A 23,482-nucleotide genomic window follows, 5' to 3' on the forward strand; every position below is an offset into this window, starting at 1 on the left:
CGCTGAATAAAATCCGCTGTTCGACAGCGGTCGCCCCCGGAGCGCCGCACGGCGACCAGGGAACGGCAGCGCGATGACGGTGACACAGGACGACGCGGCGACCACGGACGAGGCGTCCGGGCGCGGCGCGCCCGCGGGCGAGGTGCCGACGGACGAGGCGTCCGCCTCCGCGGACGGGCCCGGCATCGACCCGGAACGGCTCGCCGTCTGCCTGAGCGTCCTGGAGGAACTCGACGGACTCGACGTCGACCACCCCGACGCCGTCCGCGTCCGCCGGGCCACCTCGCACATCTACCGCATGGTCAAGCAGCGCCGCCGCCAGGAGCGCCGGGCCGCCAAGACCGCCCACGACAAGGCCGTCACCGAGGCCACCGCCACCGGGTCGGCCGAGCGCATCGACGACGAGACCGAGGGCCTGCTGCCGTCCTCCCGCACCGAGGAGGGCACGATCGCGGGGATACTCCAGCGCCCCCGCTCCTGCTACATCTGCAAGCAGCGCTACGTCGACGTCGACTACTTCTACCACCAGCTCTGCCAGGACTGCGCCGCCGAGAACCGGGCCCGCCGCGAGGCCCGCGCGGACCTCGGCGGCAAGCGCGCGCTGCTCACCGGCGGCCGCGCCAAGATCGGCATGTACATCGCGCTCCGGCTGCTGCGCGACGGCGCCCACACCACGGTCACCACCCGTTTCCCCAAGGACGCCATCCGCCGCTTCAAGGCGATGGACGACTCCGCGGACTGGCTCCACCGGCTGGAGGTGGTCGGCATCGACCTGCGCGACCCGGCCCAGGCCGTGGCGCTGGCCGACCGCGTCACCGAGCAGGGACCGCTCGACATCCTGATCAACAACGCCACCCAGACCGTGCGCCGCCTGCCCTCCGCGTACGCCGCGCTCGTCGACGGCGAGGGCGCCCCGCTGCCCGCCGGGGAACTGCCCGCCCACGACGTCATCGGCGCCTTCAACTCCGGCGCGGTGGACGGTCTGGCCGCGCTGCCGCTCGGTGCCTCGGGGCTCGACGCGCAGCAGGTGGCCGACCTGGCGCTGGTCGCCGGGAACGCCAGCGTGGTCCGGCACCGGGAGGGCACCGCCATCGACGCCGGCGGGCTGGTCCCCGACGTCGTCGACTCCAACACCTGGGTCCAGACCATCGAGCAGATCTCGCCGGTGGAGCTGCTGGAGACCCAGCTGTGCAACTACACGTCGCCGTTCATCCTCATCAGCAAGCTCCGGCCCGCGATGGCCGAGGCGGCGCGGCGGGCGTCCGCCGGGCGCGCCTACGTCGTCAACGTCTCCGCGATGGAGGGCGTGTTCGCCCGCGGCTACAAGGGCGCGGGCCACCCGAACACCAATGCCGCCAAGGCCGCCATGAACATGGTGACCCGGACCAGCGGCCAGGAGATGTTCGACACCGACCGCATCCTGATGACCTCCGTCGACACCGGCTGGATCACCGACGAGCGCCCCCACTACGACAAGCTCCGCCTGGCCGACGCCGGTTTCCACGCCCCGCTCGACCTGATCGACGGCGCCGCTCGCGTCTACGACCCGATCGTGCGCGGCGAGGCGGGCGAGGACCTGTACGGCGTCTTCCTGAAGGACTACGCACCCGGCAGGTGGTGACACCGCGGGGCGGCCGGCGCCACCTCAGTCGACCGCGCCCAGGCGCGCGTTCCGCGCCGCCGTCAGCTCCAGCACCGAGCGCCAGTCCTCCAGTATCCCGGCGTCGAAGACGGCGGTGCGGGCCTCGTCGTCCGCCTGGCGCAGGCTGACCACGTCGTCGTCGTGGGCCCAGGCCTCGGCGCGGGCGTGCCGGCGCAGCAGGCGGGCGACGCGCGCGCCGAGCAGCGGCCGTACCGCGTCGGCCGTCCGGCCGGCCGGGTTGCCCGGCCAGAGCAGCCGGCCCACGGGCGACACCAGCCCCGCCACCTGGAGCTCCTTGTCGGCGGGGCGGCGCCGGCGCAGCAGCGCAGCCGTCCGCAGCGCGTGTCCGTGCAGGTCCACGGGGCCCCCGCCGCCGTGGTCCGGGCCGGACCGCTCGCCCCGGCAGGCGTACAGCAGGTCCATCAGCTCCTCGACGCTGCGCAGTTCCATGTCCCGGTCCTCCCGCGAGACAGCCGTTGCCGACCGGCAGCAGACCATGCCCAGCTTGCGCCACGACCAACGGCGACTTAACTGCGCGGCCCGTCGCCGCCGCCGTTCGAAGACACGAGCGACCGCGTGGGCCGAACGGGTGACCCGTATGCCGTGCGAAAGGGGCGGAATCGGAGCACGCTGGGGTCAACTGCGCACGGTTCGGAGGGTAATGGTTGTCCCATGTTTCGAGCCCCATAGAGCGCACCCCCGCTCATTTGGTTAGTCTGGAGCGGATGGACGGCAACACGGGGCACCACCCTCAGCCAAGGTCCGTCAGGGGACGGGCCGGTTCACCACGGTCCGCCCGCAACGAGTTGCCGGCGCCACCGCGTCCGAACTGCATTCGACTCAGACCCGAGCGGGCGCCGGGTGCCGGCCGGGACACCGGCCGACGGGCCCCGAGGGTGATCCGACATAGAAGGAGTGCGCGGTGACACCGGAGACGACGACGAACCCAGAGCATCGGACCGAGGAGCGCGCCGGGCGTGCGCGCCGCAGGCCCGGAGAGATCGGCAGCCTCGACGTGTGGGCGCGCTCCGCCCCCATCCGCCTCGCGGGCTACGAGGAGGACCTCGCCGAGCCGCACATCCTGCCCAGCGTGGACTGACCCGTACCCCCGCGAAGGTCGCCGGGCGCATGGGCGTGCCAGACTCACGCCCATGCTGATCAGGGAAGCCACGGCCGGTGACTGGCCGCGCATCTGGCCCTTCTGGCACCGCATCGTCGCGGCCGGCGAGACCTACGCCTGGGACCCGGACACCTCCGAGGCGGACGCCCGGTCCCTGTGGATGAACCCGCCAAACGCGTCTACGTCGCCGAGGACGGAGACGGCACCGTCGTCGCCTCCGCCTACCTCACCCCCAACTACGGCGGCCCCGCCGCCCGCATCGCGAACGCCGGCTTCATGGTCGACCCCGGCCGGGCCGGACGCGGGACCGGCCGGGCCCTCGCCGAGTACGTCCTCGGGGCCGCGAGGGCCGACGGGTACCGGGGCATGGTGTTCAACGCCGTCGTCGAGACCAACCCGGCCGTCGGGCTGTGGACCTCCCTCGGCTTCACGGTCCTGGGCACGGTGCCGGACGCCTTCGACCACCCGCGCCACGGACGGGTCGGCCTGCACATCATGCACCGGACGCTCTGACGCCCCCTCAGACCGCGGACGCGGTACGCCGCCAGGGCCGCAGCTCCTCGATCCGCCCCGCCAGTTCGAGGAGCGTCGCCTCCGCACCCGGCAGTCCCACCAGCTGCACGGCGCAGGGGGCGCCCGAGGGGAGCGTGCCGAAGGGCACCACCAGCGCCGGCCAGCCCGTCATGTTCCACGGCGGAGTGAACGGGGTGTACGACGAGTTGACGACGACGTTGCGCAGCCAGCCCCGCTCGTGCCAGGGGCCCGCCTCGGGGGAGCGGCGGGCCAGCGCCGGAGTGAGCAGGACGTCGTACGCGTCGAAGAACGGCTCCAGGCGAGCGCGCACCCGCTCCCGCGCCGCACCGGTCCGCACGCGCGACACGAAGGGCCGCCCGAGTGCCGCGTGCACGCGGGTGCGCCGGGCGAGCAACCGCCGGTCCAGGCCCCGCGCGTCCACCGACGTACCGGCCGCCCAGTGGACCAGGGCGCTCGTGCTCAGCGACGCGGGGTAGGGCGGGTCGGCCCTGCGCACCTGGTGGCCGGCCCGCATCAGCACCCCGGCCGCCTCGCGCACGGCGCCCGCGTACGGGCGGGAGGCGCCGACCCCGGCCAGCGGGCTGCGCAGCGAGGCGGCTATCCGCAGGGAGCCGGGGGCCTCGCGGGTCGGCAGTGCGGCGTCCGCGAGGACCGTCAGCATCAGGCGGGCGTCCTCGACCGTCGTGGCCAGCGGCCCGTTCTCCGCCAGGCCGAACCAGTCGCCCTCGCCGATCCCGGCCGGTACCACCCCGTGGCCCGGCTTGACGGTGACGAGGCCGCAGTTGGCGGCCGGTATGCGCAGCGAGCCCATCCCGTCGTTGCCGAGCGCGAGCGGCACCATCCCGGCGGCGACCGCGGCCGCGCTGCCGCCCGAGGAACCGCCCGCCGAACGGGCCGGGTCCCACGGGTTGCGGGCGGTTCCGTGCACGCCCTCCGTGGTGCCGAACACACACAGCTCGGGGACGTTCGTCAGCCCCACCACCACGGCGCCGGCCGCCCGCAGCCGGGCCACGGTGACGTGGTCCGCCCCGGCGGGCGTGTCCGGCGTCGCCGCCGACCCGACCCGCACGGACTCGCCGCGCACCGCGAGGTTGTCCTTGACCGCGACCGGTACGCCGGCCAGCGGCAGCCCGGTCAGGTCGCTCCGCGCGCCCACCTCGTCGGCCTCCGCGAGCGCCGCCTCGGCCCGCACCCGGCGGAAGGCGCCGATCCGGCCGTCGAGCCGGGCGATCCGGTCCAGGTGCGCCTGCGCCACCTCGCGCGGCGTGGCCCGCCTCTCGCGTACGGCGGCGGCGATCTCGGCGGCGGTCCGGCCGGCCCAGTCGGTCACGGAGGGCTCCTCGGGGTTGCGGTGACGGGGTACGTGTCCCTGGTGGGACGCGGGCCTACTGGTGAGTACGCCGGACAGCACTCTGCCGGTCCGCAGCCCGCACGTCGAGACCCGGGGCCGCACCCGCGGCCCCCCCCGCCCCGCTCGGCCGCTCCCGGGGATGCGGCTCGGGCACGTCGGGCCGCCGCCCCGCGCCGTTCAGCCCGTCCGGACCGCCCCCGTGCTGTCCCGCTCGATCAGGCGCGGCACCGGCACCCGGACCGTGCGGGCCGGGCCGCCGTCGAGCAGGGCGGTCAGTTCCGTCGCCGCGGTGCGGCCGAACTCCACGCTGTCCCGGGACAGGGCCGACAGCCACGGCTTGACCATGCGGCACAGCGCGGAGTCCTCCCAGGCCACCACGGACACGTCGGCCGGCACCGAGAAGCCGAGTTCGGCCGCGACGGCCACCCCGGCGACGGCCATCACGTCGTTGTCGTAGACCAGGGCGGTCGCCGGAGCGGTCGCCCGGAGGACCCGGCGGGTGACGGCGGCGCCCTCCGCGTCGGAGTAGTCGGTGGTCACCGACTGGACCTCGGTGAGGCCGCGCCGCTCCGCCTCGGCCCGCAGCGCGCGGATACGGCGCTCGGTGTGGGCGAAGCCGGGCAGACCGGCGATGTGCACGATCCGCCGGTGGCCGAGCGCGTGCAGCGCGTCCACCAGCGAGGCCATCGCACCCGCGTCGTCCGCCCACACCGTCGACAGTCCCGGATGGCGTTCGTCCGGCGCGCCGCCGATCACCACGGCGGGCAGCCCGAGCTCGTCCAGCAGGTCCTGGCGCGGATCGTCGGTACGCGGGTCGACCACCAGGACGCCGTCCACCCGGTGCTCGGCCCACCAGCGCCGGTAGACCGCGCACTCGTCGTCGACGTTCCGCGCGACCTGGAACAGCAGACCCAGGTGGCGCCGCGCCAGCACCTCCTGGATGCCCGAGACCAATTGCAGGAAGAAGGAGTCCACGCCGAGGGTGTGCGCCGGCCGCGCCAGCACGAAGCCGACCGTGGCCGCGCCCTCGCCGGACAGCGCGCGCGCCGCCGTACTGGGCCGCCAGCCGAGCTGCTCGGCGACCCGGCGCACCCGGTCCCGGGTCACCTCGGAGACGCCCGGCCGGTCGTTCAGCGCGAACGAGACCGCGCTCTCGGAAACCCCGGCCCGCCGGGCGATGTCCTTCATCGTCGGCCGACGCGCGGCGGGCCGCTTGGCCGGCATGCACGCTCCTTTCCCCTGTGCCCGGTAGTCCTCGTGTCCGGAAGTCCGTGTGCTCCAAAGCGCCTGCCACCCGGGAGCTAAAGCGCTTGAGTCGAATGATCCTAAAGCGCATTAGTGGACCATGGCAAGTATCGATCGAGGCGCCCCTGAGCTGCACTAATGTCGTCGAACCTTCTTTAGTTGGCGTGAATCCATTGACTTTCCGAGGAAACGCCGTGCATGGTCACTGCCATCCCACCGCCCGATGCCCTCCAGGGAGACGTGTCACCGTGCCCACCTCGCGCAGAACATTCGCCGCCGCAGCCGTCGCCGCTCTCCTCCTGCCGCTCAGCGCCTGCGGCTCCGGGGACGACGGCGGCGACTCGACCGACGCCTCGGGCAAGGTCGAGGGCGACATCACCTTCCAGACCTGGAACCTGCGGGCCAACTTCAAGGACTACTTCGAAGACCTGATCGCCGACTTCGAGAAGAAGTACCCCGGCACCCACGTGAAGTGGGTCGACCAGCCCGGCGAGGGCTACGCCGACAAGATCAGCGCCGACGCCGCCGGCGGCACCCTGCCCGACGTCGTCAACGTCTCCCCGGACCTCGTGGCACCGCTCGCCGGGGCCGGGCTCGCCCTCGACCTGGACAAGGCCGCCGGGCAGTACGAGAAGGAGTACCTGGAGGGCGCCTGGGCGAGCCACCGGATACCGGGCACGGACGGCACGTACGCCTTCCCCTGGTACCTCAACACCGGCCCGCTCTTCTACAACAAGTCGCTCTTCGAGAAGGGCGGCCTCGACCCCGAGCAGCCGCCCAGGACGTACGACGAGGTCTTCGACGCCGCTCTGAAGATCGCCGACCGGACCGGCGGCGACGTCGCCACGCTCGCCAACGTGCCCACCATCGAGGACTTCGGCCGCTACGGCGCACCCCTCATGGACAAGGAGGGCACCGCCTTCGCGTTCAACGACGCCAAGGGCGTCGAACTCCTCACCCGCTACAAGGAGCTGTACGACGCCAAGGCCCTCGACCCGCAGGCGCTGACGGCGACCCCCGAGTCCACCGGGAAGAAGTTCCTCACCGGCGCCGTCGCCATGAACCCGGGCAGCGCGCTCGACCTCGCCAACTTCAAGAAGCAGGCGCCGGGCCTGTACAAGAACATCGGCATCACCGACCAGATCACCAGCACCGGGCACGTCAACATGTACGTGATGGGCCTGATGGTGAACTCCCAAAGCGAGCGCAAGCCCGCCGCGGTCGCCTTCGCGCACTACGTCACCGACGCGGCGCACCAGATGTCGTTCGCCAAGCAGGTCGCCGTCTTCCCGAGTACCGCCGGTTCGCTGGAGGACCCGTACTTCACCAAGGAGGACGGCACCGACGAGACCCGGGTCCGGGTCGCCTCCGCCAAGTCGCTGGCGGACGCCGTCAACTACACGCCCGTCCTGTTCAGCGAGCAGATGAAGACCGAGCTGCGCAACGAGGTCGCCAAGGCACTCCAGGGCAAGCAGAGCCCGAAGGAGGCCCTGGACAACGCCGTCAAGGCGTGCGACCGGCTCCTCCAGCAGCAGGGCTGAGACACCATGGCGAGTCCCACCCTCACCGGCACCCCCGGCACCCGGAAGAGCGGCACCCGGCGTGTGCGGCGCCAACTGCCCGCCAGCCCCTGGCTGTTCGCCGCGCCCGGTCTGCTGATCACCGGCGCGTTCATCCTCTATCCGTTCGTCTCCACCCTTGTCAACTCCTTCACCGACCGCCGCACGCTGGTCCCGGGCGAGTTCGTGGGCCTCGCCAACTTCCGCGAGCTGCTCCACGACGACATGTTCTGGACCGGCCTGCGCAACAGCACGCTGTACGTGCTCGGCGTGGTCCCCGCGCTGGTCCTGCTGCCGCTGCTGCTCGCGCTGCTGGTGCAGAAGCACATCCCCGGCATCACCTTCTTCCGCTCGGCCTTCTACACCCCGGTCGTCGCCTCCATCGTCGTCGTGGGACTGATCTGGGTCTGGCTCCTCGACGAGCGCGGCCTCGTCAACTCCCTGCTGGAGACGCTCGGTGCCAGTCCGGTCGGCTTCCTCAGCGACCAGTGGCTGATCCTGCTGAGCGCGATGGGCGTCACGGTCTGGAAGGGCCTCGGCTACTACATGATCATTTACTTGGCGGCGCTGGCCAACGTGCCCCGTGAGCTGCACGAGGCCGCCGCCGTGGACGGCGCGGGCGCGGTCCGCCGCTTCCTCAGCGTCACGGTGCCCGCCGTCCGCTCCACCATGGTCCTGGTCGCGGCCCTCTCCTCGGTCGCCGCCTTCAAGGTCTTCTCCGAGGTCTACCTGATGGCCGGCCCGAACGGCGGCCCGGCCGGGGAGGACACCACCCTCGTCATGCTCGTCCAGCGCACCGGCACCGGACTGACCGGCCGCGTCGGCTACGCCTCGGCCATCTCGGTCGTCGTCTTCGTGGTCACCGTCGCCCTGATGCTGCTGGTGCTGCGCGCGGACCGGAAGGAGGAGTCGTGAGCGCCGTCGACACGTCGCGGCCCGCCGAGAAGGCGCCGGCCGCGCCCGCCCGCGAACCCCGCGTCACCGACGAGCACGGCCGCCGCGTACGCGTCTGGGAACTGGCCCTGCGCTACCTGCTCCTGCTCGGTGTCCTCGCCCTGACCATCGGCCCGTTCCTGTGGCAGCTGTCGACCTCCCTGAAGGGGCCGACGGAGGACATCTTCAGCTCGCCGCCGAGGTTCCTGCCCTCCGACCCGACCCTGGACAACTACGAGCGGGTCGCCGAGACCATCCCCGTGTGGGACTACGCCCTCAACTCGCTGAAGGTCGCCGCCGCCAACGTCGTCACCAACTGCGTCGGCGCCGCCCTCGCCGGCTACGCCCTGGCCCGGCTGCGCTACCGCGGCCGGCGCGTCGCCACCCTGGTCTTCATCCTGGCCATGCTCGTGCCGGTGGAGGGCATCATCATCGCCCAGTTCACCACCATGCGGGAGCTGGGCCTCAACAACACCCTGGTCGGTGTGGTGCTGCCCGGCTGCGTCAGCGCCCTCAACGTGCTTCTCATGCGCAACGCCTTCCTCCATCTCCCCTACGAGATCGAGGAGGCCGCCTTCGTCGACGGCGCCAACGTCTGGCAGCGCTTCTACCGGATCGCGCTGCCCGCGGTGAAGGGCACCCTCGCCGTCGTCGCCATCTTCGCCTTCATGGGGGCCTGGGACGACTTCCTGTGGCCGCTGATCGTGCTGAGCGACCCCTCCAAATTCACCCTGACCATCGGCCTGAACTACCTGCACGGCACCTTCGCCAACGACGAACGCCTCGTCGCCGCCGGCACCGTCATCGCCGTCGCGCCGCTGATCGTCCTCTTCGCCTGCCTCCAGCGGTACTTCTTCCGCGGGGTCGGCGAGGGCGCCGTCAAGGGCTGATCCACGCACTTCCTCCCCGCAAGGACACCGCATGCTTCCTGCCGTGCGCTTCGGCGTCAACTACACCCCCAGCGAAGGGTGGTTCCACCACTGGCTCGACTTCGACCCCGACTCCGTGCGCGCCGACCTGGACTCGATCGCCGCGCTCGGCCTGGACCACGTCCGGGTGTTCCCGCTGTGGCCCTACTTCCAGCCCAACCGCGCCCTGATCCGGGAGAGCGCCGTCGAGCACCTGGTCACCCTGGTCGACGCGGCCGGTGAACGCGGCCTCGACGTCAACGTGGACGGTCTCCAGGGGCATCTGAGCAGCTTCGACTTCCTGCCGGCCTGGACCCGCACCTGGCACCGCCGCAACCTGTTCACCGACCCCGACGTGGTCGAGGGACAGGCCGCCTACCTGCGCACCCTCGCCGCCGCCCTGGCGGACCGGCCCAACTTCCTCGGCATGACACTCGGCAACGAGGTCAACCAGTTCTCCGCCGGGCCCCACCCCGACCCGGACCGCGCGACCAGCGAGCAGATCGACGCCTGGCTGGAGCGGATGCTGGCCGCCTGCGAGGAGGGCGCCCCGGGCCGCATGCACCTGCACGCCGAGTACGACGCCACCTGGTACCAGGACGACCAGCCCTTCACCCCGGCCCAGGCCGCCCGGCACGGCGCCGTCACGGCCGTGCACTCCTGGGTCTTCAACGGCACCGCCCAGCGGCACGGCCGCACCTCCGTGCCCAGCGAGCACCACGCCGCCTACCTGGTCGAGCTGAGCAAGGCCTGGGCCGGCGCCCCGCACCGCCCGGTCTGGCTCCAGGAGGTCGGCGCCCCCGCGCCCCTCGTCCCCGCCGAGCACGCCGCCGCCTTCACCGAGGCGACCGTCGCGAACGCCCTGGACTGCCCCGACCTGTGGGGCGTCACCTGGTGGTGCTCGCACGACGTGTCCCGGAAGCTGGCCGACTTCCCCGAGCTGGAGTACGGGCTCGGCCTGCTCACCAACGACCGCCGCCCCAAGGACGCGGCCCGCGTCCTGGCCCGCGCCGCCCTCGCGGCCCGCGAGGGAACCCACCCCGCCCCCGCCCCGCGCACCACCGCCCTGGCCGTCCCGGCCGACCCGGCCGCGCGCTCGGCCTGCGCACCCGGCGGCGCCGTCTTCGACGCCTTCTTCCGGCTGGTCGCCGACGGCGCGCGCCCCACCACCGTCCTCGACACACACGCCGCCGACCCCGGGCACCTGGCGGCCCGGGGCATCACCGAGGTCGTCACTCCCGCCCAGGTCCGTGCCGGGTGACCCGCGTGTCGCGCGGCGGAACGCGGACGCCGCACGATTCGAAGCCCGTGCCGCTGGGGAGCAGTACCTGACGTCGGCCCCCGTCACCGTGACCCACCCCCGAACAGCCACCCGCCCCCCAACTCCGGAGCACCCGCATGCATGACGACCGCAACCTGGTCGAAGCCCGCCTCAAGCGCGTCCTCGACGAGCGCGTCCGCCCCGCCCTGTACCCCGAGTCCGTGCCGCTGGACGTGGCGGTCTGGAACGCGCCCGGCGAGCCCGTACCGGTCGAGGAGGGACTCGCGGCCGAACCCGAGCCGATCGAGGTCGGCGCCCGCTGGGGCGCGCCCTGGGGCACCAGCTGGTTCCGCGTCACCGGCACCGTGCCCGAGGAGTGGGCCGGGAAGACGGTCGAGGCGGTCCTCGACCTCGGCTTCGACGAGAACATGCCCGGCTTCCAGTGCGAGGGCCTCGTCTACCGGCCCGACGGCACCCCGGTGAAGGGCCTCAACCCGCGCAACCAGTGGGTGCGGATCGGCGCCCCCGTCGCGGGCGGCGAGCAGGTGCGCCTGCACGTCGAGGCCGCCTCCAACCCCGTGATCCTCGACTACCACCCCTTCCTGCCCACGCAACTCGGCGACAAGGACACCGCGGGCAGCGAACCGCAGTACACGCTGGCCCGGATGGACCTCGCCGTCCTGGACGAGACGGTGTGGAACCTCGTGCTCGACCTGGAGGTCCTCGGCGAGCTGATGGCCGAGCTGCCCCTGGAGTCGGGGCGCCGCTGGGAGATCCTGCGCGCCGTCGACCGGGCGCTGGACGCCATCGACCTCCAGGACGTCAACGGCTCCGCACAGGCCGCCCGTTCCCGTCTCACCGAGGTGCTCTCCGTCCCCGCCGTCCCCTCCGCGCACCGCATCAGCGCCGTCGGCCACGCGCACATCGACTCGGCGTGGCTGTGGCCGCTGCGCGAGACCGTGCGCAAGGTGGCCCGCACCACCTCCAACATGACCGCGCTCCTGGAGGACGAGCCGGACTTCGTCTTCGCCATGTCCCAGGCCCAGCAGTGGGCGTGGGTGCGCGACCACCGGCCCGAGGTGTGGGCGCGGGTCAAGAAGGCCGTGGCCGACGGGCGGTTCGTGCCGGCCGGCGGCATGTGGGTGGAGTCGGACACCAACATGCCCGGCTCGGAGGCCATGGCCCGGCAGTTCGTGCACGGCAAGCGGTTCTTCCTCGACGAGTTCGGCGTCGAGAACGACGAGGCGTGGCTGCCCGACACGTTCGGCTTCGCCGCCGGACTGCCGCAGATCATCAAGGCGGCCGGAGCCAAGTACCTGCTCACGCAGAAGATCTCCTGGTCGCAGACGAACAAGTTCCCGCACCACACCTTCCGCTGGGAGGGCATCGACGGCACCCGGATCTTCACGCACTTCCCGCCCGTCGACACCTACAACTGCTCGATGAAGGGCAGCGAGATCGCCCACGCGGCGAAGAACTTCAAGGACAAGGGCGTCGCCCGGCACTCCCTCGCCCCCACCGGCTGGGGCGACGGAGGCGGCGGCACCACCCGCGAGATGGTCGCCAAGGCGGCCCGGCTGCGCGACCTCGAAGGCTCGGCGACCGTCGAGTGGGAGACCCCGGCGGCCTTCTTCGAGAAGGCCGAGGCCGAGAACCCCGAGCCGCCGGTCTGGGTCGGCGAGCTCTACCTCGAACTGCACCGCGCCACCCTGACCAGCCAGGCCAGGACCAAGCAGGGCAACCGGCGCAGCGAGCACCTGCTGCGGGAGGCCGAGCTGTGGGCGGCCACGGCGGCCGTGCGGGCCGGGTTCCCCTACCCGTACGACGACCTGGACCGCATCTGGAAGACGGTCCTGCTGCACCAGTTCCACGACATCCTGCCCGGCTCCTCCATCGCCTGGGTGCACCGCGAGGCCCGCGCGACCTACGACCGCGTCGCCGGGGAACTGGACGCGATCATCGACGCCGCCCAGCGCGCCCTGGCCGGCGAGGGCGACACCCCGCTGGTCTTCAACTCCGCCCCGCACGCGCGGGCCGGGATCGGGGCGGGCGCCGCCGCGGCCCCCGCCGCCGGCACCGGCACCGAGCGCACCGACAGGCCCGGCGGCGGACACGTCCTGGACAACGGCCTGCTGCGGGTCGAGATCGACGCACGCGGCCTGGTCGTCTCGGCGTACGACATCGCGGCCGACCGCGAGACCGTCGCGCCGGGCGGGGCGGGCAACCTGCTGCAGCTGCACCCCGACTTCCCGAACATGTGGGACGCCTGGGACGTCGACGAGTTCTACCGCAACACCGTCACCGACCTCACCGACGCCGACGAGGTCGCCCCCGGCGACGACGGCGCCTCGGTGCGCGTCGTGCGCTCCTTCGGTTCCTCCCGGGTCACCCAGCTGCTGACGCTGGTGCCGGGGGAGCGGAGGCTGGAGGTGGACACCGAGGTCGACTGGCACGAGACGGAGAAGTTCCTCAAGCTCGCCTTCCCCGTCGACGTGCACGCCGAACGGTACGCGTCCGAGACCCAGTTCGGGCACTTCCACCGGCCCACCCACACCAACACCAGCTGGGAGGCCGCCAAGTTCGAGGCCTGCAACCACCGCTTCGTCCACCTGGAGGAACCCGGCTGGGGCGTCGCCGTGGTCAACGACTCCACGTACGGCCACGACGTCACCCGCACCGTCCGCACCGACGGCGACCAGGGCACGACGACCACCGTGCGGGTCTCCCTGCTGCGCGCCCCGCGCTTCCCCGACCCCGAGACCGACCAGGGCGTGCACCGCTTCCGGCACGCGCTGCTGCCCGGCGCGGGCATCGGCGACGCCGTGCGCGAGGGCTGGCGGATCAACCTGCCCGAGCGGCACGTCAGCGGCGCCGGCGAGGTCGCGCCGCTCGTCTCCGTGGACCGGGACGCGGTCGTCGTCACCGCCGTCAAGCTCGCCGACGACGGCAGCGGCGACGTCGTGGTCCGCTTCCACGAGGCCCACGGCGGCCGGGCAGGCGCCACTCTCACGGCCGGCTTCCCGGTCGCGGGCGTCGCGGTCACCGACCTGCTGGAACGCCCGCTCACCGGCCAGGAGAACGCCGTGGAGGCCGACGGCGGGCGGATCGCCGTACGGCTGCGGCCGTTCCAGCTGATGACCCTGCGGTTCACGCGCGCGTAGCGCCCCACGCCCGGCCCCGGGGCCCCGGCTCGCGCGAAGACGCCGAGCCGGGCCCCCGCGCGGCTACGAGCGATCCGGCGCCCCGGTCAGCCGGGTCGGCGGCAGGTACTCCCGCACGTACGTCCGCTCCCAGCACGCCCCCGTCTCCCGCAGCTCCCGCCACGTCGTGTACCGGTACCGGAACAGCCGGGCGCGCACGAACCGCGGCGGGGCGCCGGGCGGGAAGGGCGAGCGGCGCAGCAGCCGCAGGGTGGCGCGGTCGTCCTCCAGGAGCCGTTCCGCGAAGGTGGCGAACCACGGTCCCGCGTACGCGGGCGACAGCGCGGCGAACCACATCATCCAGTCGAGCCGCAGGTGGTACGGCGCGAACTGGCGCGGCCAGCGCCGCGGATCACCGGGTTTCCCCCTGAACTCGTACTCCCGCCAGTCCCCGTCCTCGCGGGGCGCCTCGTCGGCCGTGCCCTCGACCACCACCTCGTGGCGGACCCGGCTGACGGAGCCGAAGGCACCGTAGGTGTTGACCAGGTGCAGCGAGTCGAAGGAGCGGTTCATCACCTGGCGGCGGGAGACCATGTTGCGCACCGGCCGGTGGCTGAGGAACAGCAGCAGCGCCGCCACCGCCAGGACCACGACCTCGTACCAGAGCGGCGCGGCGGCCGCGGACGGCGGATCGGCCGGGTACCGCACCACCGACAGTGCCAGCACGACGGTGATCCAGTTCAGCCAGGAGAAGTTGCCCGACAGCACCAGCCACAGCTGCGTCGCGATCATCAGCGCGGCGGCGACCGTCGCCACGGGCTGCGGGGTGAACAGCAGGAACGGCACGACGAGCTGCGTGACGTGGTTCGCGGCCACCTCGACCCGGTGCAGGGGGCGGGGGAGGTGATGGAAGAACCAGCTCAGCGGGCCCGGCATCGGCTGCGTCTCGTGGTGGTGGTCCAGACAGGTCAGCTTCCGCCAGCACGCGTCGCCGCGCATCTTGATCAGCCCCGCCCCGAACTCCACCCGGAACAGCAGCCAGCGCAGCAGGAACAGGACCACGACCGGCGGCGCCACCTCGTCGTTGCCGAGGAAGACGGCGACGAACCCCGTCTCGAGGAGCAGCGACTCCCAGCCGAACGAGTACCAGGTCTGTCCGACATTGACGATCGACAGGTACAGCGCCCACGGCACCAGCCACAGCAGCATCGCGCCCCACAGGGGCAGCAGCGAGTCGAGACCCGCGACCAGCGCCGCCGACACCGCGCAGCCCGCCCAGGCGCAGCCGGCGAAGAGCCGGTCGGAGTAGCGCCACTGGAACAGGCTCGGCGCCCGCCGGAACGGCACCCGCTCCACGAAGCGGGGCACGGGTGTCAGGCCCCGCTCGCCCAGCAGCGCCCGGAACTGCAGGGCCGCCGTCAGGAACGCGACCAGGTACACGACGGCGAGGGCCCGCTGGAAGACCAGCCGGGCCAGCCAGTAGTCGGGTGCGGTGAACCACTCCACGGACGGGCTCCTCTCGTACCCGCTCCGTGTACCCGCCCCGGCGGCGAGGCCCTCCTCCGGCCGTCCGGCGGGCCGGGAGCCGAGGACGCGGACGGCCGGTCCGGCGGACCAGGAGTCGAAGATTCCGACAAATCCTGGCAAGGTGGGGTTCATGTCTGATCGGGCAGCGAGTGCCCTGTCACTCCCGGACGACTGGCCCGCCCACCCGGACCCGATCCTGGCGCTCAACCGCATGGGCAGCTTCGACTGGGACCTGGACGCCGGGCTGTTCCACATGGACGCGCAGGCCCACGAGGTGTTCGACCTGAGCCCGGAGGAGTACGACGGGCGCGTGGAGTCGCTGTCGGCGCGCGTCCCCACGGCGGAGAGCCGCCGCATGGACGTCATCGTGGCCCAGGCGCTGAAGGACGGCAGCGAGAACTACGGCACCTACTTCCGCCTGCGCCGCCGCGACGGCACCCTGCGCTGGGCCCGCACCCAGGGCTACATCCGGCGCGACGAGACCGGCCGGCCGCGCAGGATCATCGGCATCGTCCGCGACGCGACCCAGGAGATCGACGACATCGCGGCAGGGCGCGAGCAGGCCGCCCAGGACGAGGCCGGCCGGCGGCTCACCAACGTCGTCCAGCTCGCCACCGCCGCCCTCGCGCACGCCCGCACGGTGGACGACGTCATCGACGTCCTGCGGGACACCCACGGCCTTCCCCGGCTGGGCGCCACGAGCCTGGTCATGGGCCTGGTCGAGGCCGGCCGCATCCGGCTGGTCGCCGACGGGCCCGAGAACAGCTTCGTCCCCGGCACCCGGATCACCAGGATCGACGAGCCCTACCCGATGAGCGAGGCCGTACGGACCCTCAGCCCCCGGTTCATCGAGTCGCCGCAGGAGTTCGCCGAGCGCTACCCCGGGCTGTGGAAGGACATCACCCACCTCGACATCACCGCCGCCGCCTACCTGCCCCTGATCGCCCAGGCGCGGCCGATCGGCGCCGTCGGGCTGCTCTACAGCGACCGGCACGGATTCTCCGCCGAGGACCGCAACGTCCTGGTCGCGCTCGGCAGCGGCATCGCGCAGAGCCTGCAGCGGGCCATGCTCTACGAACAGGAACTGGACCTCGCCGAGGGCCTCCAGCAGGCCATGCTGCCGCGCACCATCCCCAGCGTGCCCGGCTGCGACGTCGCCGTCCGCTACCGCGCCGCCTCGATCTCCGGCGCCGTGGGGCGGGACATCGGCGGCGACTGGTACGACGTGATCCCGCTGCCCGGCGGGCGCGTCGGCGCCGTCATCGGCGACGTCCAGGGACACGACACGCACGCCGCCGCCGTGATGGGGCAGCTGCGGATCGTGCTGCGCGCCTACGCGGCCGAGGGGCATCCGCCGGCCACCGTGATGGCGCGGGCCTCCGTCTTCCTGCACGAGCTGGACACCGACCGCTTCGCGACCTGCCTGTACGCCGAGGCGGACCTGGGCACAGGGGTGCTCCAGGTGGTCCGCGCCGGGCACATCGACCCCCTGCTGCGCTCCGGCGACGGCACCTGCCGCCACGTCCGCGTCGAGGGCGGGCTGCCGCTCGGCCTGTCCGCCGAGTTCGGGCGCCTCGCCTATCCCGTCGCCACCCTGGAACTGGACCCGGGCAACACCCTGCTCCTGTGCACCGACGGCCTGGTCGAGCAGCCCGGCGCCGACCTCGACGAGGGGATGCAGGTCCTCACGGCGCTGATCACCTCCGGGCCGCAGGACGTCCGGGACCTGGCCGACCGGCTCATCGACGTGGCCGACGAGCGGCGCGGCGACGACGACGTGGCCCTGCTCCTGCTGCGCCGGCACGGGCTGGGCGCCCCCCGGACCTTCGGCCGGGTCCAGCAGCACGTGCGCCCGGGCGACCCGGAGGCCCTCACCGAGGCCCGGCACATGATCCGCGCCGCCGTCCGGTCCTGGGGCGCGGCCGGCCAGAGCGACGAGATCGAACTGGTCGCCGACGAGCTGATGACCAATGCCCTCATGCACACCGAGGGCTCGGCGATCGTCACCCTGCGGCTGCTGACCGGCACCGACCGGCGGCTGCGGGCCGAGGTCGAGGACCTCTCCAGCGCCCTGCCGCGCCGCCGGGAGGCCGGGGACGACGGGGTCTCCGGGCGGGGCCTGCTGCTGGTCGAGACGCTCGCCGACGTGTGGGGCGTGGAGGCGCGCGGCGGCGGCAAGGTGGTGTGGGCGGAGTTCGTGGTGGGCCACGGCGAGGGCTGAGGCGCCGGAGCGGCGGCACGGGCGGAGGGCCCGGTGCGGCCCGGGACGGTGGGTGCGGGTCCCGGTGCGGTGCACGACGGGCGGGTACTGGGCCGGGTCCGGTGCACGACGGGCGGGTACTGGGCCGGGTCCGGTGCACGACGGGCGGGTGCGGGGCCCGGTCCGGTGGCGTTGTCGGTGGCCGGTGGCACCCTGGACGTATGCCAGAACTGCCCGAGGTCGAGGCGCTCCGCGACTTCCTGACCGAGCACCTCGCCGGGCGCGAGGTCGTCCGCGTCCTGCCCGTGGCGATCAGCGTCCTGAAGACGTACGACCCTCCGCTCACCGCGCTGGAGGGCCGGCGCGTGGCCGCCGTGCGCCGGCACGGCAAGTTCCTCGACGTCGAGACGGCCGGGGGCCCGCACCTGGTGACCCACCTGGCCCGGGCCGGCTGGCTGCACTGGAAGGACAGCCTGCCCAGCGGCCTGCCCAAGCCCGGCAAGGGCCCCCTGGCGCTGCGCGTCGCCCTGGAGAACGGCGCGGGCTTCGACCTCACGGAGGCGGGCACGCAGAAGCGGCTCGCGGTGTACGTCGTGACCGACCCGGGGCAGGTGCCGGGCGTCGCCCGGCTGGGACCCGACCCGCTCGCGGACGACTTCGACGAGGCGCGCTTCGCCGCCCTCCTGGCGGGCGAGCGGCGGCAGCTCAAGGGCGCCCTGCGGGACCAGAGCCTGATCGCGGGCGTGGGCAACGCCTACAGCGACGAGATCCTGCACGCGGCGAGGATGTCGCCGTTCAGACTCGCCTCCTCGCTCACCGGTGAGGAGACCGCGCGGCTGTACGCGGCCCTGCGCGACACGCTCACCGGAGCCGTCGAGCGCTCCCGGGGCATCGCCGCCGGGCGGCTGAAGGCCGAGAAGAAGAGCGGGCTGCGGGTCCACGGCCGTACCGGTGAGCCCTGCCCGGTCTGCGGCGACACGGTCCGCGAGGTCTCCTTCAGCGACTCCTCGCTCCAGTACTGCCCGACCTGCCAGACCGGCGGGAAGCCGCTGGCCGACCGGAGGCTGTCCCGGCTGCTGAAGTGACGGCGGGCTCCGGTGCGGCGCCCGCCGCACCGCCGGTCATCCGGTCGGCAGCGTCACCAGGTGATCGCCCTGAGCCGTCCGCACCTCGTAGTGGTCGATCTGGTCCGGATGGAGGGCGGCGCCGCCCCGCATGGTGTTCGACCCCTCGTCCTGCCCGGGCACGGTCCAGCTGGTGACCGTCGTCTCCGTGCCGTCCCGGCCCACGGCGACCAGCCGGCACGAGCGCGGACCCGCTCCGTCCCGGACCTCGACCCGCACATCGGTGCCCCAGTCCTCGTCCGCGGCCGTGAGCCGCGCCCACACCCCGGACCGCTCGTCGGTCGCGGTCGTGGTCGCGGTGACCGGCGCCTCCGGGCCGCCCTGGCCCGCCCAGAGCACGGCACCCGGTCCGGCCACCGCGCAGACGACCGCGGCGGCCACGGCGTACAGCAGCCGCCTGCGTCCGGTCCGCCCGCGTGCCGCCACCTCGGACAGCATGCGGTCGAGCAGGCGGGGCCCGGCCTTGGCCACGGGGTGCACGAGACGCGGGGTCGCGCTGCGGTACAGCATCAACTGGCGGGCGGCAGGGCCGAATTCGGTCACCTGGACGGCGCAGCTGGGGCATTCCATGAGGTGGTCCTCGAAACGGAAGGCCTCCGCCTCGTCCAGCACGCCGAGCGCGTAGGCGCCGACGTCACGATGCCTTTCCAGGGACCTCATGCCGAATCCTCGTGCCTTTGGGTGCGGGTGGGGTTACTCCTTGCTCCCACCCGTACGCGCCCGACAGTCGAATCACTCAAGCCGCGACCGAATCGCAACCAAGGTGTCCGGAGCGGCGGAAACCGCGGATCGGCCGGCCCCCGGAGAAGTCGCCGAGGACGTGGTCGAGGACGTTCGCGCGCCGGGTCCCGGGGACGTCTCCGTACCGGTCCGGACGGTCAGAACAGATGGATGGCGAGATGCCCCAGCGGCAGCCCCAGCTGCCACGCGGGCGTCCAGACCTTCGGCCCCTCGTCCTCCCCGCCCGCGGCGGCGCCGCCGGGCACCGCGTTCAGGTCCGGGGCGAGCAGCTCGGTCTCCTGGAGCCAGCGCCAGGCCGCCCCGGCCAGATCCAGGTCCGGCGAGTGCCGGCCGGCGGCGACCGCGTCGGCCGTGACCTCGGCCAGCCGACCGCGCACCCACTCCTGCCAGGGCTGGTCGTAGGCCGTCAGCGACAGCCAGGTCTCCAGGTGGGTGACGACCCGGACGCCGCCCAGCTCGTTCTCGGTGTCGGACAGGAAGACGGTCAGCGCCAGCGCGTCGCGTCCGGCGCGGAACTCGAAGGACGTCGGCGGCATCAGGTCGCCGGTCCGCAGCAACTCGTCGGCGATGTACTCGGCGTAGAACCACGCCATCGGAACGGCCGGCTCGCCCCCGCCCGTACCGTCCGTGCTCTCGTGCCCTCTGTGCAGCATCCCTTCCTGCCTTCCTCCGGTGCGCGCGCGTCGCCCGACCCGGGTCATGGGCCCCCGTCCGGAACACGGATGAGGACAGCCGATTACCCAACCGGGGTCCCGGGCAAGGCACTTTGCGGAGGCTTGACCAAAGGGTCGGTTTCACCGCAGGTCGGCGGCGTATCCCGGTAGCACCCTGCGCAGGGCGCGCAGCGCGTAGTAAGCGCGGGACTTCACGGTACCGGGCGGGATGCCGAGGGCCGACGCTGCTTCCGCCACACTCGCCCCCTGGAAGTACACGAGCACCAGGACTTCACGGTGCTCGGGAGTGAGTGTCTTCACAGCCTCGCGCACATCGAGGGCGGCGGCGGCCCGTTCGGCGTGATCCGCGCACACGCGCGCGTTCTCCAGTACGGCGTCGCCGACCTCCGGCGGGCGGGCCTGCCGCGCCCGGCGCGCGTCGATCGCCAGACGCCGGGCCACGGTGAGCAGCCACGGCCGTACGGACTGGAAGTCGTCGGCGCGCAGGGCCTCCGGATGCTGCCAGGCCCGTACCAGGGTCTCCTGCACCAGGTCCTCGGCGCGCTGCCGGTCGCCGTCGCTGAGCCGCAGCAGCAGCGCGAAGAGCGGCCGGCCGTGCTCGCGCTGCAGTGCGGCGAGCTCGTGCTCGGCGGTCGTCCCGTTCGTCCCGTCCGTGAGGCTGTCCGTGAGGGTGATTCCGGCCGTCATGGCCGTATGGCACCGCAGTGCGCCGTCGGGGGACAGGGCGCGTACGCGGGTGTGCGGCGGACGGTCGATCGCGTCGACGAACGGTTCGACGAACGGTCGGCACCCCGTCCGCGCCCGGTCCGCGCACCCCTTTCGCGCACGCCGGACGGGCTAATGAGCGTGTCGGAGCCGCCTGTGACCCGTCATGCCTTCTTACCTGTTTATAAGTAAATGTGATTTTTCATCATGGCTTTCCATCGGTGTGAGCGACCTCAGCGGAGTGCACGGATGATCACACGCAGTCGGCAGGTGGCCCTGGCCCTGACCGCCCTACTCACCGCGGGCGCGGCCTGCCAGGCCCGCGACCACGAACCGCCGAAGCGCCCGGCGCAGGCCCCGCCCGCCGCCGCCGACGACGGAGCCTTCACGCTGGTCGCCTCCGGCGACGTACTGCCGCACGACTCGGTCATCGAGCGGGCCCGCTTCGACGCCGGGGGGAACGGCTACGACTTCCGCCCCATGCTCGCCGGCGCCCGGCCCGTCGTCTCGCGCGCCGATCTCGCCCTGTGCCACATGGAGACCGTGTACGGCGCGAACGGCGACTACAGCGGCTACCCCCTCTTCAAGTCGCCGCCGGAAGTGGCGAAGGCGCTGGCCGCCACCGGGTACGACGGCTGCTCCACGGCCTCCAACCACAGCGCCGACGACGGCGCCGAGGGCATCCGCCGCACCCTGGACGCCCTCGACCGCGCCGGCGTGCGGCACGCCGGGACGGCGCGCACACAGGGTGAGGCGGACACTGCGACCGTGCTGCGCGCCGGGCGGGCAGAGGTGGCCCACCTCGCCTACACCCTGCACACCAACGGCCGTCCCCTTCCCGCCGGACAGCCGTGGGCGGTCGGTCTCCTCGACGAGGAGCGGATCGTCGCCGACGCCCGGGCCGCCCGCGAGGCGGGCGCGGACGTCGTCGTGGTGTCGACGCACTGGGGCACCGAATGGCAGGACGAGCCCGACCAGGACCAGTTGGCCCTGGCCCGGAGCCTGACCGCGGCGCGCACCGGCGACCGCCCCGACATCGACCTGGTCCTCGGCACCCACGCCCACGTCCCGCAGGCCTACGAGAAGGTCAACGGCACCTGGGTCGTCTACGGGATGGGCGACCAGATCGCGGGCGAGATGGTCAACGCCGACGGCGCCCGCGACCCGCGCGGCAACCAGTCGACCATCGGCCGCTTCACCTTCGCCCCGCCCGCCCGGCCCGGCGAACGCTGGAAGGTGACCAGGGCCGAGTTCGTCCCGCAGCTGTTCGACGTCGACGCCGGCCGCGTCGTCAACCTCAACCGGGCCCTGGGCGAGGGTGCCGACGTACGCGCCGTGCGCGACCGCATCCGGGACGTCGTCCTCGGCCGGGGTGCGGCCGAGGACGGGCTGGTGATGGGGGAGTAGGCCAGTCCCGTTCGACGTGGCCCGTCAGCCCTCGTCCACGTGGTCCAGGGCCGTCAGCATGGCGCCGAGCACGCGCAGGCACACCGTGACGTCGGCGTCCGTGAGGTCCGAGCCGACCTCGCGCAGCAGCCGGTGCTCCCGGCCGAGGACGTCGTCGATCGCGTCCCGGCCCCCGGCGGTCAGCCGGATCAGTGAGGACCGGCGGTGCGCCGGGTTCGGGATGCTCTCCACGAGGCCCAGCGCCGCGGCGTCGTTGACCATCCGCTGCACGAACTGACGGCTGATCGCCTGGGCCCGGCCCATCTGCGGCACGGTCATCGGCCCGCTGCGCCGCAGCATCGTCAGTACGGCGCGGACCCCCACGGAGAGGCCGTCCGCGGTCAGACCCTGCTCGACGCCGCGCTGCGCGCGCCGGTAGAGGGGGCCGACCAGGTCGTACACCTCGGTGAGGCGCCGCGCGAGCTCGTCCGGCGGGAGAGGGGCGTCGGTGTCGTTCACCCGGCCATCATGACACCTTGGTTGCCGAAACAGGGGTTACATGACACCTTGGTTGTCATGACTGCTGCTTCGAATCCTCCTGTCGACGTCGCTTCGGAACTCCGCCGCTTCGCCTCTGCCGACGGTGACCTCGCCTACCGCGACACGGGTGCCGGCGACCCGGTCGTCCTGCTGCACTCGGGCTTCGCCGACCACCGCGTGTTCGACGCCCAGATCCCCGTCCTGGCCCGCGGGTACCGCGTGATCGCCCCCGACGTCCGCGGACACGGCGCCTCCGCCAACGCGACCCGGCCGTTCCGGTGGGCGGACGACCTCGCCGCCCTGCTGCGCCACCTCGACACCGGCCCCGCGGTGCTCGTCGGCGTGTCCATGGGCGGGGCCATCGCCACCGACACCGTGCTCGAACACCCGGAACTGGTCCGTGCGGTGGTCGCCTGCGGGGCTGCCACCAGCGAGTTCGAGTACACGGACCCCTGGGCGCGGGGTGTGCAGTCGGAGCAGGCCGCCGCACTGGGTGCCGGGGACGCCGAGGGCTGGCTCACGGCGTTCCTCCGCTTCGTGCCCGGCCGGTACCGCACCCTCGACGACGTCGACCCGGACGTGCTGCGCCGGGTGCGCGAGATGGCCCTGGGCACCCTCGCCAAGCACACCCCGGACGAGGAGAACCATCACGTGCCCCTGACCGGCACCTGGGCCCGCGTTCCGGAGATCGGCGTCCCGGTCCTCACCGTCAACGGCGCCCTGGACGCGCCCGAGCTGATCGCGGCGGCCGAACGGCTCGCCCGTACGGTCCGGGACGGCCGCTCCACCACCGTCGAAGGCGTCGGCCACTACCCGAACATGGAACGGCCCGGGGCCTTCACGGACATCGTCACCGACTTCCTGCGCACCCTCTGACCGCAGCCGGCAGAGG

At 73.1% G+C, this 23,482-nt stretch carries 19 protein-coding genes and 1 pseudogene; 12 read left to right on the forward strand and 8 right to left on the reverse strand.

The genetic code is table 11. The features are described 5' to 3' along the window. The first annotated feature begins 73 nt into the window (after window positions 1-73). Complete coding sequence (locus tag IG94_RS0119840; protein WP_031038380.1) at window positions 74-1,621, forward strand: SDR family NAD(P)-dependent oxidoreductase; 1,548 nt, start codon at window positions 74-76, stop codon at window positions 1,619-1,621. Window positions 1,622-1,645: 24 nt separating this feature from the next. Here IG94_RS0119840 and IG94_RS0119845 read toward each other — a convergent pair whose 3' ends face one another. After that, complete coding sequence (locus IG94_RS0119845) at window positions 1,646-2,092, reverse strand: hypothetical protein (protein WP_031038384.1); 447 nt, start codon at window positions 2,090-2,092, stop codon at window positions 1,646-1,648. Between the two features lie 472 nt (window positions 2,093-2,564). Between IG94_RS0119845 and IG94_RS41790 the strand changes: the two genes are divergently transcribed. Next, window positions 2,565-2,741 (forward strand): hypothetical protein, encoded by a 177-nt coding sequence (locus IG94_RS41790; protein WP_107060616.1) that lies wholly within the window; start codon window positions 2,565-2,567, stop codon window positions 2,739-2,741. 52 nt (window positions 2,742-2,793) lie between these two features. Continuing rightward, window positions 2,794-3,275 (forward strand): annotated as a pseudogene (locus IG94_RS38740) (GNAT family N-acetyltransferase). Between the two features lie 7 nt (window positions 3,276-3,282). Here IG94_RS38740 and IG94_RS0119860 read toward each other — a convergent pair. Together IG94_RS0119860 and IG94_RS0119865 are read right to left on the reverse strand one after the other, a co-directional pair. Then, a complete protein-coding gene (locus IG94_RS0119860) occupies window positions 3,283-4,626 on the reverse strand; it encodes an amidase (RefSeq protein WP_031038387.1) in 1,344 nt (447 codons plus the stop codon). A gap of 198 nt (window positions 4,627-4,824) precedes the next feature. Continuing rightward, window positions 4,825-5,871, reverse strand: coding sequence for a LacI family DNA-binding transcriptional regulator (locus IG94_RS0119865; RefSeq protein ID WP_031038389.1), 1,047 nt, complete (start codon window positions 5,869-5,871; stop codon window positions 4,825-4,827). A gap of 269 nt (window positions 5,872-6,140) precedes the next feature. Here IG94_RS0119865 and IG94_RS0119870 point away from each other — a divergent pair, with 269 nt between their 5' ends. From IG94_RS0119870 to IG94_RS0119890, 5 genes are all read left to right on the forward strand, one after another. Next, window positions 6,141-7,433: an ABC transporter substrate-binding protein gene (locus IG94_RS0119870; protein ID WP_031038391.1), complete on the forward strand. Its 1,293-nt coding sequence runs from the start codon at window positions 6,141-6,143 to the stop codon at window positions 7,431-7,433. A gap of 6 nt (window positions 7,434-7,439) precedes the next feature. After that, entirely contained in the window at window positions 7,440-8,366 is a 927-nt protein-coding gene (locus tag IG94_RS0119875) for a carbohydrate ABC transporter permease (protein ID WP_031038394.1), read from the forward strand. Continuing rightward, window positions 8,363-9,274 (forward strand): carbohydrate ABC transporter permease, encoded by a 912-nt coding sequence (locus tag IG94_RS0119880; RefSeq protein WP_031038397.1) that lies wholly within the window; start codon window positions 8,363-8,365, stop codon window positions 9,272-9,274. Before IG94_RS0119875 ends, IG94_RS0119880 begins: the two co-directional genes overlap by 4 nt. Before the next feature lie 31 nt (window positions 9,275-9,305). Continuing rightward, entirely contained in the window at window positions 9,306-10,553 is a 1,248-nt protein-coding gene (locus IG94_RS0119885; RefSeq protein WP_031038400.1) for a glycoside hydrolase 5 family protein, read from the forward strand. A gap of 137 nt (window positions 10,554-10,690) precedes the next feature. Continuing rightward, window positions 10,691-13,714 (forward strand): alpha-mannosidase, encoded by a 3,024-nt coding sequence (locus IG94_RS0119890; protein WP_031038403.1) that lies wholly within the window; start codon window positions 10,691-10,693, stop codon window positions 13,712-13,714. Between the two features lie 63 nt (window positions 13,715-13,777). On the opposite strand, the gene IG94_RS0119895 is transcribed toward IG94_RS0119890, so the two are convergent. Then, window positions 13,778-15,199, reverse strand: coding sequence for a lipase maturation factor family protein (locus IG94_RS0119895; protein ID WP_031038407.1), 1,422 nt, complete (start codon window positions 15,197-15,199; stop codon window positions 13,778-13,780). 151 nt (window positions 15,200-15,350) lie between these two features. Between IG94_RS0119895 and IG94_RS0119905 the strand changes: the two genes are divergently transcribed. Continuing rightward, window positions 15,351-17,441 carry a SpoIIE family protein phosphatase gene (locus tag IG94_RS0119905; protein ID WP_031038409.1) on the forward strand — a complete coding sequence of 697 codons (2,091 nt, stop codon included), beginning with the start codon at window positions 15,351-15,353 and terminating at the stop codon, window positions 17,439-17,441. 200 nt (window positions 17,442-17,641) lie between these two features. Further along, a complete protein-coding gene (locus tag IG94_RS0119910) occupies window positions 17,642-18,505 on the forward strand; it encodes an Fpg/Nei family DNA glycosylase (protein WP_031038411.1) in 864 nt (287 codons plus the stop codon). Between the two features lie 36 nt (window positions 18,506-18,541). Here the strand turns inward: IG94_RS0119910 and IG94_RS0119915 are convergent, their stop codons facing one another. The 3 genes from IG94_RS0119915 to IG94_RS0119925 form a co-directional block, all read right to left on the reverse strand. Beyond that, window positions 18,542-19,204: a zf-HC2 domain-containing protein gene (locus IG94_RS0119915; RefSeq protein ID WP_031038413.1), complete on the reverse strand. Its 663-nt coding sequence runs from the start codon at window positions 19,202-19,204 to the stop codon at window positions 18,542-18,544. A 218-nt stretch (window positions 19,205-19,422) separates the two neighbouring features. Then, window positions 19,423-19,938 carry a hypothetical protein gene (locus IG94_RS0119920; protein WP_031038414.1) on the reverse strand — a complete coding sequence of 172 codons (516 nt, stop codon included), beginning with the start codon at window positions 19,936-19,938 and terminating at the stop codon, window positions 19,423-19,425. Window positions 19,939-20,079: 141 nt separating this feature from the next. Next, window positions 20,080-20,646: a sigma-70 family RNA polymerase sigma factor gene (locus tag IG94_RS0119925; protein ID WP_031038416.1), complete on the reverse strand. Its 567-nt coding sequence runs from the start codon at window positions 20,644-20,646 to the stop codon at window positions 20,080-20,082. A gap of 267 nt (window positions 20,647-20,913) precedes the next feature. On the opposite strand from IG94_RS0119925, the gene IG94_RS0119930 reads away from it, so the two are divergent. After that, window positions 20,914-22,071: a CapA family protein gene (locus IG94_RS0119930; RefSeq protein WP_031038419.1), complete on the forward strand. Its 1,158-nt coding sequence runs from the start codon at window positions 20,914-20,916 to the stop codon at window positions 22,069-22,071. Window positions 22,072-22,095: 24 nt separating this feature from the next. Here the strand turns inward: IG94_RS0119930 and IG94_RS0119935 are convergent, their stop codons facing one another. Then, entirely contained in the window at window positions 22,096-22,569 is a 474-nt protein-coding gene (locus tag IG94_RS0119935; protein WP_031038423.1) for a MarR family winged helix-turn-helix transcriptional regulator, read from the reverse strand. 57 nt (window positions 22,570-22,626) lie between these two features. On the opposite strand from IG94_RS0119935, the gene IG94_RS0119940 reads away from it, so the two are divergent. After that, window positions 22,627-23,466, forward strand: coding sequence for an alpha/beta fold hydrolase (locus IG94_RS0119940; RefSeq protein ID WP_031038424.1), 840 nt, complete (start codon window positions 22,627-22,629; stop codon window positions 23,464-23,466). Window positions 23,467-23,482 lie beyond the last annotated feature (16 nt).

It is taken from the genome of Streptomyces olivaceus, from assembly GCF_000721235.1.
Classification (GTDB): Bacteria; Actinomycetota; Actinomycetes; order Streptomycetales; family Streptomycetaceae; genus Streptomyces; species Streptomyces olivaceus.